The sequence below is a fragment of the Streptomyces sp. NPDC048018 genome (assembly GCF_043202995.1).
Lineage (GTDB): Bacteria > Actinomycetota > Actinomycetes > Streptomycetales > Streptomycetaceae > Streptomyces.
In genome coordinates, this window is the sequence record NZ_JBIDBK010000001.1 from 1026061 (window position 1) to 1042701 (window position 16641).

The window sequence follows — 16641 nt, forward strand, 5'->3', positions numbered from 1 at the left end:
GCTCAGGCTCCTTTCAGACTGCCGATGCCGAGGGAGCCGGCCGCGACGGTGCCGGCGGGGACGGCGGCCTCGGCCGTGTCGGGCCCGGCCGCTTCGGGGAGGGGGCCGGCGGGGGCGGCTTCGGCGGGGGCGGCCCCGGCGCGCCGGGTCGCCGCGGGCGGATCGGGCAGGTCGTCGAGGAAGTCGGCGCTCGGCACGAAGAAGAGACACCCGGTCAGGGCCGTGGAGAAGTCGAGGATGCGGTCCGCGGCGCCCGCCGGAGCGCCGAGGAACATGCGGTCCAGCATCCGCTCGGTCACCTCCGGGGTGCGGGCGTAGCCGATGAAGTACGTGCCGAACTCGCCGCGGCCGACCGCGCCGAACGGCATGTTGTCGCGGACGATCTGCCGCTCGGTGCCGTCCTCGTCGACGATCGTGTTCAGCGCGACGTGCGAGTCGGCCGGCTTCACGGCGTCGGGCAGTTCCACGTTCGCGGACTTGGTGCGGCCGATGACCCGCTCCTGCTCCTCGACGGGGAGGGCCTGCCAGGCCGCCAGGTCGTGCACGTACTTCTGCACCACGACGTAGCTGCCGCCCGCGAACCCCGGATCCTCGTCCCCCGTCAGGACGGCCTCGGCTGCCGCCGTGCCCTGCGGGTTCTCGCTGCCGTCGACGAAGCCGAGGAGGTCGCGCTCGTCGAAGTAGCGGAAGCCGTGCACCTCGTCGACGACGGTGACGGCGCCCCCGAGGCGCTCCCCGATGAGTCTGGCCAGCTCGAAGCAGAGGTCCATGCGCCGCGCGCGCAGATGGAACAGCAGGTCGCCGGGGGTACCCGGGGCGGTGTGCCGAGGGCCGCGCAGGGGCCGGAAGGGATGCAGGTCGCGCGGGAGCGGTCCGTCGAAGAGGCGGGGCCAGACGGCCGCGCCGATGCCGACGACTCCGGTGAGACCGTCCTCGGGTGACCGGAAGGCCACCGAACGGACGAGGCCCGCGAGGTCGCCGAGCGCCTCGCGCACGAGGGCCTCGCCGCCGTGGTTCACGGTGGCGACGAGGAAGACGGCGGCTTTCGCGGGAGGGGCGAGGACGGGCTGCGGCGTGGCCACACGGCTCCCTGGGGGCGCATCAGAGATTCGTCACAATTCAGGCATCGAGGTCGGGGTCAGCGTATCCGCGGCGAGAGCCGGGCGCAGCCTGGACGCCGGCGTCCGGGGCGGGAGGGACCGCGTGGCACCGAGCCCGCCTCACGTCACGTCAGACCGCGGGCAGGATCGTCACCTTGACGTGGTTCATGATGGGCTGGTCGCTCTGCGTGCTGGAGTCGCCGAGCGCGCACAGCACGTTCGTCTCCGGCATGTAGCCGGCGGCGCAGCCGCGCGGGATGTCGTACGGGACGGCCGGGTAGCCGTTCAGCCGGCGCCGGCTGCCGTCCTCGGCCGTGCCGGTGACGTCGACCGGGTCGAACGTGGCGATACCGCGCTCGCGCATGTCGTTTTGGTTCATGAAGACGAGCGTGCGCAGGTTCTTGATGCCGCGGTGGGCACGCCTGCCGTGACGCGCGGTGCGACCGGGGTGGCCCGATGTGCGTTTCGCCCATCCTAGGACGCCCGCCGGGGCCTCGCCATCGCAGGCCGCGGCGGTCCCGGCGGGCGGGCCGACCCCGCTTGCGGGGTGCCGGTCGTGGGGTTTGAGTGGGGTGGATCCCACCCCGAGCTTGTGGTGGCGGGTGCACCCCACCACCGTCAGGAGCATCAGATGTCGATGGCGTTCGGTTCCCCCCTCGGCTCCTCCGACCCGTTCGGCGATCTGCTGAACCGCTTCTTCGGGATGTCACCGGCGTCCTCGCCCCCGGTCGTCCAACGCGTGCCCATCGGGCGTCTGCTCACCGAGTCCTCCCACGAGCTCCTCCACCGTGCCGCGCGCAAGGCGGACGAGGACGGCACCCCGGACCTCGACACCGAGCACCTGCTGTGGGCGGCCACGCAGGTCCAGCCCTCCCGGAGGATCCTGACCGACGCCGGGGTGAACCCCGACAAGCTCGCCGGGCAGATCGCCGAGGTGCTCCCGGCCGAGTCGCGCGAGCCCTCGTCCGAACCCGGGCTCACCCCGGCGGCGAAGCGCACCCTGGCCGCCGCGCACGCCCACGCGCAGGCCGCCGGCGTGTCGTACATCGGGCCCGAGCACATCCTGGGCGCCCTCCTCGGCGATCCGGACTCCGGCGCCACCCGCTTCCTGCGGGCCGAGGACCTCGACGTACGGAAGCTGCGCGGCCTCGCGGACCAGGCGGCCCGCCCGGAGAACAGCACGCCCGCCGCCCCGAGGGAACCGGCCACCACCCTGGACGAGTACGGCCGCGACCTCACCGAGGAGGCGAGGGCCGGCCGGCTCGACCCCGTGGTCGGCCGGGCCGACGAGATCGAGCAGACGGTCGAGATCCTCTCCCGGCGCTCCAAGAACAACCCGGTCCTCATCGGCGAGCCCGGCGTCGGCAAGACCGCCATCGTGGAGGGGCTCGCGCAGCGGATCGTGGCCGGCGAGGTACCCGACACCCTCAAGGACAAGCGGGTGGTCTCGCTCGACCTGTCCGGCATGGTGGCCGGAGCGCAGTACCGCGGCCAGTTCGAGGAACGCCTCAAGAAGGTCATCGAGGACGTCCAGCAGGCCGGCGGGGAGATCATCCTCTTCATCGACGAGCTGCACACCGTCGTCGGCGCGGGCGCGAGCGGCGAGAGCTCGATGGACGCGGGCAACATGCTCAAGCCGGCCCTGGCCCGCGGCGAGCTGCATGTCGTCGGCGCGACCACGATCGACGAGTACCGCAGGCATGTGGAGAAGGACGCCGCCCTCGAACGCCGCTTCCAGCCCGTCCTCATCCCCGAGCCGACCGTCGAGGAGACCGTCCAGATCCTCGAAGGACTCCGGGACGCCTACGAGGCCCACCACCAGGTCCGCTTCGCCGACGGCGCGCTCGCGGCGGCGGCCGAGCTCTCCGACCGCTACATCAGCGACCGCTTCCTGCCCGACAAGGCGATCGACCTGATGGACCAGGCCGGCGCCCGGGTCAGGCTGCGCAGCGCGAGCCGGTCCACCGAGGTGGTCGGCCGCGAGGACCGGCTCGCCAAGCTGCGCCGGGAGAAGGACCAGGCCGTCGCGGGCGAGGAGTTCGAGAAGGCTTCCGAGCTGAAGAAGCAGATCGCCGAGGTGGAGGGCGAGCTCGCGGGCATCGAGGAACGCCGCGAGGGCGTCGTCTCGGTCACCGCCGCCGACATCGCCGACATCGTCTCCCGCCGCACCGGCATCCCGGTCTCCCAGCTCACCACCAGCGAGAGGGAACGCCTCCTCCGGCTGGAGGAGGAGATGCACGCCCGCATCGTCGGCCAGGACGAGGCCGTCACCGCCGTCTCGGAGGCGGTCCGCCGCAACCGCGCGGGCATGGGCGACCCGGACCGGCCGGTCGGCTCCTTCCTCTTCCTCGGCCCCACCGGCGTCGGCAAGACCGAGTTGGCCAAGACCCTCGCCGAGCTGCTCTTCGGCGACGAGGACCGGATGATCCGGTTCGACATGAGCGAGTTCCAGGAGAAGCACACCGTCGCCCGGCTCGTCGGGGCGCCGCCGGGATACGTGGGCTACGAGGAGGCCGGCCAGCTCACCGAGAAGGTCCGCCGACAGCCGTACAGCGTCGTGCTGTTCGACGAGGTGGAGAAGGCCCACCCCGACGTCTTCAACACCCTGCTCCAGATCCTCGACGACGGGCGCCTGACGGACGGCCAGGGCCGTACGGTCGACTTCCGGCACTGCGTCGTCATCATGACGTCCAACATCGGCGCCCACCGCATCCTCGCGCACGAGGGCGACGCGGCCGAGTTGAAGGACGAGCTGATGGAGGATCTGCGGGGCCGCTTCCTCCCGGAGTTCCTCAACCGCATCGACGACATCATCGTCTTCCACAGCCTCACGGAGAAGGACCTCACGGAGATCGTCGAGCACCTCCTCGCCCGCAGCGAGCACCGCGTCCACGCGCAGGGCCTGAAGCTGGAGGTCACGGAGGCGGCGAAGAAGCTGCTCGTCGCGCACGGCTACCAGCCGGAGTTCGGTGCCCGCCCGCTGCGGCGCACGATCCAGACCGAGCTCGACAATCGCATCGCCGCGCTGCTCCTGGGCGGGGAGGCCGACCCCGGGGACACGATCGTCGCGGACGTGGTGGACGACTCGCTGCACTGCACGATCAAGCGCACGGCGGAGGCCGGCGCGGAGCCCCGTACGGCCGCCGTCTGACGGTGCGGGCCGGGAGCGCCGGGTGCGAGGACGCACCCGGCGCTCCTTCCTCACGCCACGTTCAGGCGGCGGGCTCGGGCTGCGGGGTGAGCCGGGCCAGGCCCCTGCGGTCGTAGTAGCGCGTCATGCCGAAGCCGAAGAGGAGCGCGGCGACGAAACCGATCGCGATCATCACCCAGGCACGGGTGAGCCCGGCGTCGGCACGGGCGTCGAAGTAGAGGATCGCGCGGACGCCCTCGGTGAGCTGTCGCATCGGCTCGAAGGCCCCCAGGAAGCGGTAGAAGGCGGGGGTCGCCTGGAGCGGAATGGTGGCGCCGGAGGACGGCAGGGCCAGCGCGATGAAGACGAACATGGACACGAGCTGTCCGATGCCGCCGAAAGCGGCGTTGATGGCCTGCACGCCCAGACCGACGGCGACGACGGCGCAGTACGAGAAGACCCACAGCAGCGGCAGGTGGCCGGCGTCCATGTCGAGGATCCCGATCGTGGCCAGCATCAGGAGCGAGGTGGTCAGCAGGGCGATCCCCGCCGTCATCACCATCTTGAGGAGCAGTGTGCGGGTCCGGTCGATCGGCACGGTCCGGTTCCGGGTGTGCCAGGGACCGATCTCGCTGTCCGCGTAGCCGAGTGCGGTGTCGACCCCGGTGTGGACGAGGTTGCCGCCGATGAAGCCCGACAGGACCAGGAGCAGCGTGTAGTAGAAGGCGGAGAGCCCGAGCCCGCTGCGCGGGCCGATCGGATGCCCCACGCGGGTCTGCACCGTCACCGGGTCGGCCAGCAGCACCCGTGCCGTCGGGTCGGTGGCCGCGGGCGCGAGACGCTTGCCGAGGGTCATGGAGGCCCGGTGCGCCGCGGCCTGGTTGATCTGAGCGGCGAGCGAGGAGCCCAGGCTGCCGACGCCGGGGTTGGTGAGGACGGTGAGCGTCGGGCGCGCGGTCGCACGGGGCGTCCCGAGGGCCCCGACGGAGGCGCTGAAGTCCCGCGGCACGACCAGCGCCCCGTAGACCTTCCCCGAGGCCAGCTGGTTCTGCGCCTCGGCCGCGCCGACCTGGTGCCACTGCACTCCGCCCGGACCGTCGGAGGTCAGCGCGGCGGTGATCTCCTTGCCGAGCCCGCCCTGGTCCTCGTCGACGAGGGCGATGGGCAGCCGGTCGAGACTGGCGTTCGGGTTGAGGATGCCGCCCATGTAGAGGAGGGACAGCACCAGGGTGACCAGGGCGCTCAGGACGGTCGGCACCAGCCACAGCTTGGGGTGCCGGAGCAGCGCGCCGGCGTCTGGGGGGCTCGCGGGGGCCATCGTTCTCCATGGAGGTGTCGGGGGTGGTCCGGGCCGGAGGGGGCGATCCCCGGGCGGCACTCCGCCATGGTCGAGCCAGGAACCGCCGGAATCCGGCATTGACGGCACCGAACCGCGAATGGGAGATTTCGGGCAGGAGTCCCGGGTAGGTGCCCTTGAGCGCGTCGGCCCCGCGGACGCCGACGGCTCGTCGCGACCCTGTGGAAGGTGTGGTTCCCGTGGCCCGTGTGGTGGTGGAAGGCGCCGAGATCGTCGTACGCCTGGGGCTGGGCGAGGCCATGGCCGCGCGACGGCGCACCGTCCGGGTGCCCGTCCGGGCGCTGCGCGGGGTCGGCGTCGAGACCAGCTGGTGGCGGGTACTGCGGGGCGAGGCCGGCCCCGGCAGATGGCTGCCCGGCCGCTGTGTGGGCACCCGGCACGGCCCCGGGGGCCCCGACTTCGTCGCCGTCCGCTCGGACGCCCCGGCCCTCTTCATGGACCTGTCCGCCGACGCCCCCTTCCGCCGCATCGCCGTCTCCGTCCCGGACCCCACCGAGACCCTGACCACCCTCCGCACCCGGCTCCAGGACCCGCCGGAGGGCCCCGGCGAGGAACCCCGATCCGGCGGGACGGACGGGACAAGGGGCGACGAGGAGCGGGGGCCGTCCTAGACCGCGTCCGTGCAGGAGCCTCGTCCGCCCGGGAGGGCCGGGCCGGGATCCGTTTCTGCCCGGCGGGCGCCATCCCGGTGGTGAGCAGCGTCGCCACCCCTGGCTGACAGGGTGGAGACCGAAAGCCCCCGTCTTTATGCGGTGTTGGCCGGATTCGGCGCCTGACGAAGCCGGATCCGTCCGGGAAGGGCGGATCCGGCTTCTTTCCGCCGGTGGGGCGGCGGTCAGGGGGCGGCCGTGGTCAGACGCGGTCGGCCGCGATCAGGACGTACTGGAAGGAGCCGTCCCTGTACGACTCGATGAAGGCCTCCTCGATGCCGGTGACCAGGGAGGACGTGGCGCGCAGCTCCCAGTAGGGCAGGGTCTCCGGGGTCAGGTCGATGACGGCCTGGGGCACCAGGCGGTTGTCGGCCATGGCGCGCAGGTACTCGCGGCGGGAGTGGATGTTGCACTCGAAGTGGGCGTTGATCTGGGAGACCCACTTCGAGGGCTGACCGTACTTCGGGTTCCAGCAGCCCGTGATGGTCACGTAGCGACCGCCGACCGCGAGGATGCGGGAGTGCTCGGCCATGAGGTCGTGAAGGTCGACGTACATGCTCGACTCGTTGTTCCACGAGGCGGCGGCCTGGCCGTTCTCGAAGGGGGTGTCGAGCATGTTGCAGACGCGGGCGTGGACGTGGTCCTCGATGCCCAGCTCCTGCGCACGCCGGTTGGCGAAGTCGGCCTGCTTGGCGGAGAGGGTGACGCCCTCGACCTTGCAGCCGAAGCGCTGGTGGGCCATGACCATCGAACCGCCGCGGCCGCAGCCGGCGTCCACGAGCATGTCGTGACGGCCGATGGGTCCGAGGTGCTCCATGAGGACGTCGGCCTGCGCCGACTCCAGCCGGTGCAGCTCGGCGATCAGCTTCTTCTCGTACGCGCTGTCCTCGCGGTCGCCGAGGGCCGCGTGGTCGACGGCGCCGATGCCGTAGTGGTGGTGGTAGAGCCCGTCGACATCGCCGAGGCGGAGGTTCACGGGCCTGGCCTCGTCGTTCCAGTAGCGGGCGATGTCACCCTGGTAGGGGGTCGCGGGCGCCGGGACGAAGGCGGTGGTGCTTGCGGCGGTGGTGAATTCGGTGCTGGTCACTGATAAAGGTCCGTTTCTACCAGAAGTCGGGCAGGCTGTATCGATAGGTGTTGGTCTGGTGCCAGTAGTGGTTGCCGTCCACCCACACGGCCACGCCCCGCAGGAAACGGAGCACGCCGGGGGCGGGGCAGGCGGCGGCGAGCGCGGCGGCGTCGGCCTCGAAGGCGTGCATGAGGTCGTTGTGGACCTCGACCGCCTTCAGGTAGCCCTCCTTGGCGGAGACGCCCTCGCGTTCGGCGATCACCACGGGCAGGTTGAGGTGCGTGCCGGGGCTGTCCAGCTCCTTGGTGTAGGAGTACAGGTCGTTGACGATGGTGGTCGCGTTCCCGGCGAGGGCGATGACCCGTTGCATGGCGGGCAGGGCGTGCAGGTCGGCGGGCAGTTCGTAGCCGCCGACGGTGTCGGTGATGGTGGGGCAGGGGCGGAAGTTGTTGAACTGGCGCATCGCCAGGTACTCCCACACCTCCGGTACGTGGTCGGTCTCGGCCCAGGCCGCCTCGGCGAGGTACCCCAGGTGGAGACGGGCCATGTCGTGCCGGAAGCGGTCCGCCTGGGAAGGAGTGGCCAGTTCGGTGAAGTACCGCATCGCGGAGCGGTAGGCGCGCCGCGGCGCGTCCGAGAGAAGCGATTCCTCCCAGGCCGGCGCGTATTCCGGGGTGGTGTGCAGCGGGTCGAGTGCCGTGTGGGCGAGGAGGAGGCGGCTCCCGAGACCGATGGGCGAGCCTCCGTGGTCCTCGCAGTAGCAGTCGTCGACGGCGTTCTCGGCCACCATCAGCCGCGTGGCCGCCATCAGGTGCTCGACCGTCGGGGCGTCCGGGTGGCAGGCCACCATGTAGCGCCCGACGGAGAAGCCGTCGAACTCGCCCTCCCACTCCGGCGGGAAGATCTGGACCTCGTCCACGGCCCAGTCCTTGATCCGGCGGCTCACCTCCGCCACCCGCCCCGCGTCGGGCTCCGGGATGGGATGGAAGTAGAGGCCCGGCACGGGCGTGCCCTCCGCCGCCGAGGTGGGTACCGGCTCCGGCACGGCCGGCGGTTGCGGCGCGGCCGACGGCTCCGGGCGGCGGGCCAGGGAGAGGGCCGCCGTACCGAGACCGCTGGGGCCGCGCAGGATCCGCTCGATCTCGGGCCGCACCGCCGCCGCGGCCGGCTCGGCCGGCACCCCGACGTGCGGGCCGAGCGACGGCGCCGCCGGGACGCGCGGCGGGGACACCGCCGCGTCGACGGGCACCGCGCCCGCGGACGGCGCGGGCGCCGGGGCGGCCGCGGCCCCGGGGGCGGGGAACGCGGGGGACGGCGGGCCGGGCAGCGGCGGCCGGGCGGCCGGTCCTGACGGCCCGGGGGAAAGCCCGGGATCGGGCATCCGTGGCTCCTTGCTGGGGTGGTGGGGCCGTCCCCGGGCCGGGACGGTCCCGGCCCGGGGTGGCCCCGGACGGTTTCCTCGCCGGACCGGGGCCCGGGCCTGTCCTGCGGACCGGGCCGGGTCGGGGAGCGGCTTCTGCGGTGGGCGAACGGAGGGCGGAGGCCGGAGCCATGGCGCCGGGGGCCTCCCGCGCCCGAGGGGCCGCGAGGGACCCGACGGCGGGCGGCTGCGCGGCGGCCGCACGAGCCGCACGCCGCGAGCCCGGCCCGGTAGGCCCTAGTCGCGCCTGCGGGCGATCTGCACGTTCTCCAGCACACCGAGGGCATCGGGCACCAGGACCGCGGCGGAGTAGTAGGTGGTGACGAGGTAGGAGATGATCGCCTGCTCGCTGATTCCCATGAAGCGCACCGACAGGCCCGGCTCGTACTCCTCCGGCAGACCGGTCTGGCGCAGACCGATGACACCCTGGTTCTCCTCGCCGGTACGCATGGCGATGATCGAGCTGGTCTGCTCCCTGCTGATGGGGATCTTGCTGCAGGGGAGGATCGGCACGCCGCGCCAGGCCGGGACCGACTGACCGCCGAGGTCGACGTGGTCCGGGTAGAGGCCGCGGGCGTTGAACTCGCGTCCGATCGCCGCGATGGTCTTGGGGTGGGCGAAGAGGAACTTCGTGCCGCGCCGGCGGCAGAGCAGCTCGTCGAGGTCGTCCGGGGTGGGCGGGCCCGAGTGGGTCTGGATCCGCTGCTTGAAGTCGGCGTTGTGGAGCAGGCCGAACTCGCGGTTGTTGATCAGCTCGTGTTCCTGGCGCTCGCGGAGCGCCTCGATGGTGAGCCTGAGCTGCTCCTCGGTCTGGTTCATCGGGCCGTTGTAGAGGTCGGCGACCCGGGTGTGGACCTTGAGCACGGTCTGGGCGACGGAGAGCTCGTACTCGCGCGGCTTCAGCTCGTAGTCCACGAAGGCGCCGGGGAGTTCGACCTCGCCGACATGGCCGGCGGACATCGCGATCTCCGCCTCGCCGTGCTTGTTCTGCCTTTGCTGGGGCAGCGAACTGAAGGCGTCGATGTGGGTCCGGAGGCTGGGCGCGGCGGACATCACGGACGCGAAGTCGGCGCGGGAGAGGGTGAGCAGGGTGCCCGGGGTCTCCGCGGTGGCCGTGTAGTCCCACCTGGCGTCGGCGTCCAGGAGGGCGTTCTCGCCGAACCGGTCCCCGTCGGCGAGGACGGCGACGGCGACCTCGTCCCCGTACTTGCCGACCGAGCTCTGGCTGATGCGGCCGTGGGCGATGAGGTGGATCTGCTCGGCGGAGGCGCCGCGTTCGACGAGGACCTCGCCGGCCCGGAAGTCGCGCTGGACACACCGGTCGGCCAGGGTGCGCAGCACCTCCTCGTCCTCGAAGCCGCGCAGCAGGGCGAGTTCGCCGAGTTCGCGGGGGATCACCCGGACGGCGCCACCGTCCTGGATGAACTCGATCACCCCGTCGCCGACGGTGTAGCTCAGCCGGCGGTTCACCCGGTAGGCGCCGCCCTTCGTCTCCACCCACGGGAGCGACCGCAGCAGCCACCGGGAGGTGATCTCCTGCATCTGGGGGGCGGACTTGGTCGTGGTGGCGAGGTTCCGGGCAGCCGCGGTGCTCAGGCTGGACTGCGGCCGCGGCTGCTCTACCTGAGTGTCCGGGCCGGTCTCAACGGTCATGGGACGAGCTCTCCTTGAGAAGAGGAAAAACCGACACAATCTCTGGGAATCCAGGGGAATCCGTCCAGATCCCGGGGAACAGTAACGGCCCGATCACACGGCTCGCCCGGCCGGACCGGGGGCATTACCTCGAAGCGGTGATCTTGCTTCATGCTGGGTTTATCCGGGCCGGCGACGACATTCGAGCCACGGGAGGAGCGTGCACTCCGGCGCGCAGGGCGGCGTGTGCGCCCGTCATCAACTTCTATGCGAGCGACCGCTTTTGATGTTCCATCAGGTAAATGGTCGGCGAATCAGACACAAGGGGCGCGGAGGGCGTCGCCTGCCGGACGGGGCGGTGCGGAAGCACTTGGTGACGGTGTTTCGGCCACGTCCGAGCGCCCGGGGCCCCTCGACGACCCGACGGTCCGGTCACGCCCCGGTGCCCGCCGGACCGAGCCGGGCATCCACTCGGCCGCCCCGGAGTCCCGCCGCCACGCCCCCTCCCCCACGCCCTCCTTCCGGGCCCTGGACCCCGTCCCGTCGCCGCGCACCGACATGACCGCTCCACGCCCCGGGTAGGCGATCCGTGACACGAGCGCGCCGGTGCGCCCGGCGAGGTGGGCCCAGGGGTCCGGAAAGAGGGGGAAGCGCATGCTCGAGGGCGGAGCGGAGCAGCCGGCGCTGTCGGCGGCGGAGTTGTTCGACGGCATGGGCCTCGACTACGAGAAGGCCTTCGGGCACCTGCCCGAGCAACGGGCAGCGGTCGAGTGGCTCACCGCCCGCCTCGCCCCGCACTCCCGCGTCCTGGACGTCGGCAGCGGCACCGGCCGCCCGGTCGCCGACGCGCTCGCCCACGCCGGACACGAGGTCACGGGCATCGACGTGTCCGCCACGATGGTGGAGCTGGCCCGGCAGCAGGTGCCGGGGGCCCGCTTCGAGCAGCGCGACGTCCGCGACTTCACGCCCCCCGCGGGCGGCTACGACGCCGTGTGCGCGTTCTTCCCGCTGCTGATGATGTCCCGCGCCGAGGCCACGGACGCCCTGCTCCGCATGTCCTCGTGGCTGACCCCCGGCGGCTTTCTGGTGAGCGCCACCGTCCCGGCGGACGTCGAGGACGTGGAGATCGTCTGGATGGGGCGCCGGGCCCGCGTCTCCAGCTTCTCGGCCGTCGACTACGTCCGCCTTCTGCGCGAGGACTGCGGACTGGAGATCCTGCACGAGGCGGTGTCCGTCTTCCGCCCGGCGGAGGCCTCGGCGGGGCCGGAGGAGCACCTGTTCTGTTACGCGCGGCGCGGGGCCCGGACGGTCACCGGCGGCCCGGCGGCGTGACGGCTCGGCGCCGACCGGCGGACCGGCGGCGTAACGGGCCGGCGCCGACCGGCGGACCGGCGGCGTAACGGGCCGGCGCCGACCGGCGGACCGGCGCCGAGCTCGCGCGCGAACGAACCGTCGCGGCGCCCCCTCCCCCACCGGCAGGGGCTCTGAGGCCCTCTGACAGCGCGGCCTGGCGCCATGTGGCACCGGATGGCTCAGGGTGGCGCCACGCGAGCCCAGGCTCCGGCCGTCCTGGATTGGCCGGGAAGGGCCGGGAATGGCCGCGTTCGGTGGCGGCGCGCCGCGGTCGTGGCGGGGGTGCAACGCAGCAGGTGACCGCGGGGGCCTTGGCGCGAGGCGGACCCGAGGCCGCGGCCGGCCAGGAGGGCCTGTCGGTCAACGCGTGGCTCGTACGGGCGGTGGCCATCGCCCTAGAGCCCGGCGGGACCGCGACCCCGCTACCGGGCGGCACCACCCGCTCTCCGCGCGCGGCCAGGCGCAACAGCTACCAGGGCTGGGGGGCGCCCCAGCCCGTAGGCGGGATCGTCGCGGCCCGTTCGCGAAGCCCCCGCAGCCCGCGGCCGGGGAAGCTCGTCCCCTGGACCGCCGCGGCCCCTACCCGGGCCGGTCCGCGGGGGTCGCCCCAGCCCGTGGGATCCGGCCAGGCGGCCCGACCCCCGGGACGCCCGGGCCGGGACCCCGCCTCGTCCCGGCCGGTCCGCCGCCCCATCCCGGGCGGCACGGCGAGGCCGGAGGCCGCTTCGCCCCCGGCAGCACAACGAGGCCGGAGCCCGCCCCATCCGGGCGGCACAACGGGGCCGGAGGGACGCTCTGCCCCCGGCGGCACAACGGGGCCGGAGGGACGCTCTGCCCCCGGCGGCACAACGGGGACGGAGCCCGCCCCGTCCCCCGGCGGCACAACGAGGCCGGCGCCCGCCCCGTCCCCCGGCGGCACGGCGAGGCCGGAGCCCGCCCCGTCCTCGCCGTCCGGCCCTGCCGGGACCGGCGCGCGGCCGTACGCCTCACGGCGTCCGGCCGTACGCCTCGCGGCCCGCGTCCGTCCGGCCGCGAGGCCTCGTCCTCATCAGGCCGGGCCCCCGCCGCCACCGCGTGGTCACGGACCCCGCGCCATCCCGGAACGGCCGGGCGGTGCCCGGTCACACCGGGACGCCCACGGTCCATCCCAGCTCCTGTGCCCGCACACGGGCGGCCGTCGCCCGTGCGGGGTCGCCCTCGGCGTCGGCGAGGCGGGCCTGGGCGAGCCAGTTGTACGTGCTCCGCGGGCGCAGTGCGGTGCGTTCGCTCAGCAGGGCACGGGCCAGGTCGAGCCGGCCGGAGTGCAGCGCGGCGTCGAGGAGGGTCTTCTGGACGGCGTCGCGCTGGGCGTGGCTGCCGCCGAAATCGTGCAGCCGGCGGCGCAGCGGCCACAGGCGGTCGACGACCGTCGCGTGATCTCCGCGCGCGTGGGCGATGAGCGCCTCGCAGACCGGCAGGCCGATCTCGGCGGTCATCGCGCGGTTGGTGACGGTCCCGGGGGCCGTCCGGGCGAGCCATGCGCGGCGGTCGGCGACGAGCCGCTCCGCTTCGGCGACGCGATCGGCGCCGGCGTACGCCATGACGGCGTGGACGTCGTTGAAGGCGTAGAACGGCGGATCGGCGCGTGCGGCCCAGGCGTCGGCGAGTGCGTTCCAGCGGGCCGTCAGGTCGGGGTCGCAGCCGCTGTCGTCCAGCCGGAAGCGCCACAACAGGGCCGCCCCGTCGAGGAGTTCCATCGCCAGGCCCCGCGAGCCCTCGTGGTGGAGCGTGGTGTCGTAGACGCGGAGTGCCGTGTCGGTGTCGCCCGCCTCCAGGGCGAACAGCGCGTAGTGCCACCAGTTGTGCACGGTCAGGAAGGTGTCCGCCGCCCAGTCGGCGGTCCGCCCGTCGAGCCAGGTGATGCCGTCGGCGAACCGTCCGCGCATCTCGTACGTGTGGGCCACCGCGTGGACGGCCCACACGTCGCGCGCGTTCCGCTCGACGGCGGCCATGCCCGCCTCGGCGGCCTCCGCGTAGTGCCCCGACTCCTCCAGACCGAAGGCGTACATGCCGAGGACCGCCCCGCGATGGGGGTCGTCGAGGTCCCATGCGGACAGGGCTCCGCCCACCCGGTCCCGCAGGCGTACGGCGTCGCCGGTGAGGAAGTCGAGCTGGTGGCCCACGAAGAGGGCCAGCGCGTCCCGCGGCCAGGCGAGCGCCGTCTCCTCCAGGATCCCGCTCGCCCGGTGCAGGTCGCCCGCGAGCAGGGCGGTGGCGGCCGCCATGTGGAGCCGCTCGCGCGGCGGCAGCGCCGTAAGGTCCACGCGGGCGGTGAACTCCTCGAACCGTGCTCGCGCGGCGGCCGCGTCGGCCGGCTCGGTGCCGAGGACGCCGAGGTAGGCGGCGAGCGCCTGTCCGACGGGGGCGTCCGGGTCGGTGGCGAGCAGGTCCTCGACGGCCGGGACCAGCTCGGGGCTGAAGAAGAGCAGCGCCTCGACGGCCCGGTCCAGGTGCGCCGCGCCCTCCCGTGTGCCCTCGTGGAGCGCATGGCCGTATCGGTCGGTGACCACGTCCGTTCCCCCTCCGGTGTCCGCGGACCGCTGGCGCCCGGCGTGGGCGGCGGTCCGTCCCATCAAGCCATCCGGAGGAGCCGCCGCACAGTCCCCGAAGGAGTGACAGGTGCGCGGAGGGCGTGGGCCGGGCGGCTCAGACGGTGGTGCTCCTGCTGAACCAGCCGCTGAAGGAGGACCGCCCGGCGGAGGCACCGGCCTCGGAGCGGTGGCGTGCCGCCCGGGCGAGGGCCCGCTCGGCCTCGGCCCGCCAGCTCTCGGCGTCCGCGCGGGGCGGCGGCAGGAAGGGGCCCCGGTCCGGTGCCTCGGCGGCCGAGCCGAAGAAGTCGCCGCCCTTGCGCCGGAAGTCGTCCGTCCCCCAGGAGCGGCCGGAGCCGCGCGCCGGGACCTTCTGCAGGTGCGGGATGTGCTTCGCGCAGTGGATGTAGGCCTCGTCGACCGTGATCTCGACCCACACCACGGGGCGGCGGCCGGGCACCGGGTCGCCCGCGAGCCGCGGGTGGTCGCGGCGCATCGTGCTGTCGTCGACGACCCGGGCACGGCCGTTGACGTGGAGTCCGATGCGGTCGCGGAGGAAGTCGACGAGCAGGACGCCGACGTGCGGGTTCTCCTCGATGTTGCCGAGGCTGGCGTGGACGCCGTTGCCCCGGTACTCGGGGTAGGTGAGCGTCGTGTCGTCGAGGACGTGGAGGAAGCCGGGCGGGCCGGCCCGGAAGGTGTTGTCGCACTCGCCGTGCCGGTCGGCGGTGGCCAGGAAGAACATCTCCTGGCGTGCCACGAACTCCCGCATGCGCGGGTTCAGGCGGTCGAGGACCTGGTCGGCGTAGAAGCGGTCGGCGCGCTCGGTGCTGCCCATGCGCTGCTGCACCGCGTGCTCGCCGTCGCTGCCCGGACGGGTGGTGCGCAGGGGGGTCGCGGTGCGCTGCCCGGTGTGTTCGAAAGTGCTCACGTCGTTGCCCCGACCAGTTCCTCTATGGAGTCGTGCCGTATGCGGTGGGTGGGGACGCCGATGCCCAGGAGGGTGTCGACGCCGCGCCGGATCATTCCGGGCGGGCCCGACAGGTACACGTCGTACGTGTGCCACGGGCCGTACTCGCGTACGGCCTCGGGGAGGCCGCCGGCCAGCAGTCCGGCCGGGCCGTCGTCCACCACGGAGCGGACGGACAGCCAGGGGTGCGTCTGCTGCAGCCGCAGCATCGTGTCGATGTCGTACAGGTCGCCGTTGCGACGGGCCCCGTAGAACACGTCGACGACGCGGCGCCGGCCGTGCCGGGCCACGTCCTCGACGAGGGCCTTGATGGGGGCGATGCCGGTGCCGCCGCCGAGGCAGAGCAGCCCGTTGCTGGTGGTGTGGTCCACGGTCATGGAGCCGGCGGGCGCGCCGATGCGGATGACGTCGCCGGGGCGGGCGCGGTGGACGAGGGCGTTGGAGACCCAGCCCGCCGGTATCGCCTTGACGTGGAAGGAGAGCAGTCCGTCGGAGCGCGGCGCGGAGGCGAAGGAGTAGTGCCGCCAGACGCGCGGCCACCAGGGCGTCTCGACGGCGGTGTACTGCCCGGCGAGGAAGGGGTACGGCTGGTCGGGCCGGACGGTCACGACGGCGATGTCCGGGGTGCGCAGCTCGTGGGCGACCACCTCCGCCTGCCACGAGGCGGGCGCCCGCAGCGCGTCCGCGGTCGCCGCGTCGATCATGATCTGGGAGATCGTCGTGTAGGCGGCGACCCAGGCGGCCTCGGTACGGGGTCCCCAGCTCGCCGGGGCGTACCGCGCGAGGGCGCCGAGCAGGGCCTCGCCGACGGCCGGGTAGTGCTCGGGGAGGGTGCCGTACTTCCGGTGCCCGCGGCCGAGGTGGGTCAGGTACGCGGTGAGGGTGTCCGGGTCGTCCGCGTGCGTCGCGGCGGTGAGCAGGGCGGCGAACAGGCGGTCGCGCTGGGTGTCCATCGCGGCGGGGAAGAGGGCCCGGAGGTCGGGGTGGCGGATGAAGAGCAGGGCGTAGAAGTACGAGGTGACTTCGTCGGCGATCGGCTCGATCTCCGCGAGCGTGCGCCGCAGGAGCGCCGTGTCGGACTCGGGGCGGTCCTGCGGGAGGTCCGCCGGGCGGGGGTTCGGACGGTCCGCCGGGTGGGCGTTCAGGACGTCTGACGGGTGCGCTCCCGGCCGCGGGGCGGAGTGGTGAGCCGGTGCGGGTGCGGGTCCCGGAGCGGGCGCGGGCGTCTGCGCGGGCGCGGGTGCCGGACGGGGCGCCTGGGCGGGTGTGGGCTGCGGGGCCGTCGGGCCACCCGTCGGGCTCGGCCCGAACCAGCCTCCGCCTCCGTTCGCGCGCCCACCGTTTCGGTCGCCGTCAGCCGATGCGGCGGTCGGAACTTCCATCGCTCTGCCTC

At 73.5% G+C, this 16641-nt stretch carries 11 protein-coding genes and 1 pseudogene; 3 read left to right on the forward strand and 9 right to left on the reverse strand.

Annotated elements, in window-relative coordinates:
- Positions 1 to 2: 2 nt before the first annotated feature.
- Positions 3 to 1082 carry a Dyp-type peroxidase gene (locus tag ACGF1Z_RS04605; RefSeq protein ID WP_392999809.1) on the reverse strand — a complete coding sequence of 360 codons (1080 nt, stop codon included), beginning with the start codon at positions 1080 to 1082 and terminating at the stop codon, positions 3 to 5.
- 148 nt (positions 1083 to 1230) lie between these two features.
- Positions 1231 to 1515, reverse strand: a pseudogene (locus tag ACGF1Z_RS04610) (formate dehydrogenase); the annotation flags it as partial.
- Positions 1516 to 1731: 216 nt separating this feature from the next.
- Here ACGF1Z_RS04610 and ACGF1Z_RS04615 point away from each other — a divergent pair.
- On the forward strand, positions 1732 to 4251 hold the full coding sequence (locus ACGF1Z_RS04615; RefSeq protein ID WP_392999811.1) for an ATP-dependent Clp protease ATP-binding subunit: 2520 nt from the start codon (positions 1732 to 1734) through the stop codon (positions 4249 to 4251).
- A gap of 61 nt (positions 4252 to 4312) precedes the next feature.
- On the opposite strand, the gene ACGF1Z_RS04620 is transcribed toward ACGF1Z_RS04615, so the two are convergent.
- Positions 4313 to 5548 (reverse strand): YhgE/Pip domain-containing protein, encoded by a 1236-nt coding sequence (locus tag ACGF1Z_RS04620; RefSeq protein ID WP_392999813.1) that lies wholly within the window; start codon positions 5546 to 5548, stop codon positions 4313 to 4315.
- A 218-nt stretch (positions 5549 to 5766) separates the two neighbouring features.
- On the opposite strand from ACGF1Z_RS04620, the gene ACGF1Z_RS04625 reads away from it, so the two are divergent.
- The gene (locus ACGF1Z_RS04625) at positions 5767 to 6198 is read left to right on the forward strand and encodes a hypothetical protein (protein WP_392999815.1); all 432 of its coding nucleotides are present in this window, start codon (positions 5767 to 5769) and stop codon (positions 6196 to 6198) included.
- A gap of 241 nt (positions 6199 to 6439) precedes the next feature.
- On the opposite strand, the gene ACGF1Z_RS04630 is transcribed toward ACGF1Z_RS04625, so the two are convergent.
- The 3 genes from ACGF1Z_RS04630 to ACGF1Z_RS04640 all read right to left on the reverse strand — a co-directional run bounded on the left by ACGF1Z_RS04630 (position 6440) and on the right by ACGF1Z_RS04640 (position 10379).
- Positions 6440 to 7324, reverse strand: coding sequence for a geranyl diphosphate 2-C-methyltransferase (locus ACGF1Z_RS04630; protein ID WP_392999817.1), 885 nt, complete (start codon positions 7322 to 7324; stop codon positions 6440 to 6442).
- 16 nt (positions 7325 to 7340) lie between these two features.
- Complete coding sequence (locus ACGF1Z_RS04635) at positions 7341 to 8687, reverse strand: family 2 encapsulin nanocompartment cargo protein terpene cyclase (RefSeq protein WP_392999819.1); 1347 nt, start codon at positions 8685 to 8687, stop codon at positions 7341 to 7343.
- A 276-nt stretch (positions 8688 to 8963) separates the two neighbouring features.
- Positions 8964 to 10379, reverse strand: coding sequence for a family 2B encapsulin nanocompartment shell protein (locus tag ACGF1Z_RS04640; protein WP_392999821.1), 1416 nt, complete (start codon positions 10377 to 10379; stop codon positions 8964 to 8966).
- Between the two features lie 633 nt (positions 10380 to 11012).
- Here ACGF1Z_RS04640 and ACGF1Z_RS04645 point away from each other — a divergent pair.
- The gene (locus ACGF1Z_RS04645) at positions 11013 to 11690 is read left to right on the forward strand and encodes a class I SAM-dependent methyltransferase (protein WP_392999823.1); all 678 of its coding nucleotides are present in this window, start codon (positions 11013 to 11015) and stop codon (positions 11688 to 11690) included.
- A gap of 1142 nt (positions 11691 to 12832) precedes the next feature.
- On the opposite strand, the gene ACGF1Z_RS04650 is transcribed toward ACGF1Z_RS04645, so the two are convergent.
- The 3 genes from ACGF1Z_RS04650 to ACGF1Z_RS04660 form a co-directional block, all read right to left on the reverse strand.
- On the reverse strand, positions 12833 to 14260 hold the full coding sequence (locus ACGF1Z_RS04650) for a tetratricopeptide repeat protein (RefSeq protein ID WP_392999825.1): 1428 nt from the start codon (positions 14258 to 14260) through the stop codon (positions 12833 to 12835).
- Positions 14261 to 14396: 136 nt separating this feature from the next.
- Complete coding sequence (locus ACGF1Z_RS04655) at positions 14397 to 15209, reverse strand: pyridoxamine 5'-phosphate oxidase family protein (protein WP_392999827.1); 813 nt, start codon at positions 15207 to 15209, stop codon at positions 14397 to 14399.
- On the reverse strand, positions 15206 to 16630 hold the full coding sequence (locus tag ACGF1Z_RS04660) for a globin domain-containing protein (RefSeq protein WP_392999829.1): 1425 nt from the start codon (positions 16628 to 16630) through the stop codon (positions 15206 to 15208). The genes ACGF1Z_RS04655 and ACGF1Z_RS04660 overlap by 4 nt, the downstream gene beginning before the upstream one ends.
- Between the last annotated feature and the right edge of the window lie 11 nt (positions 16631 to 16641).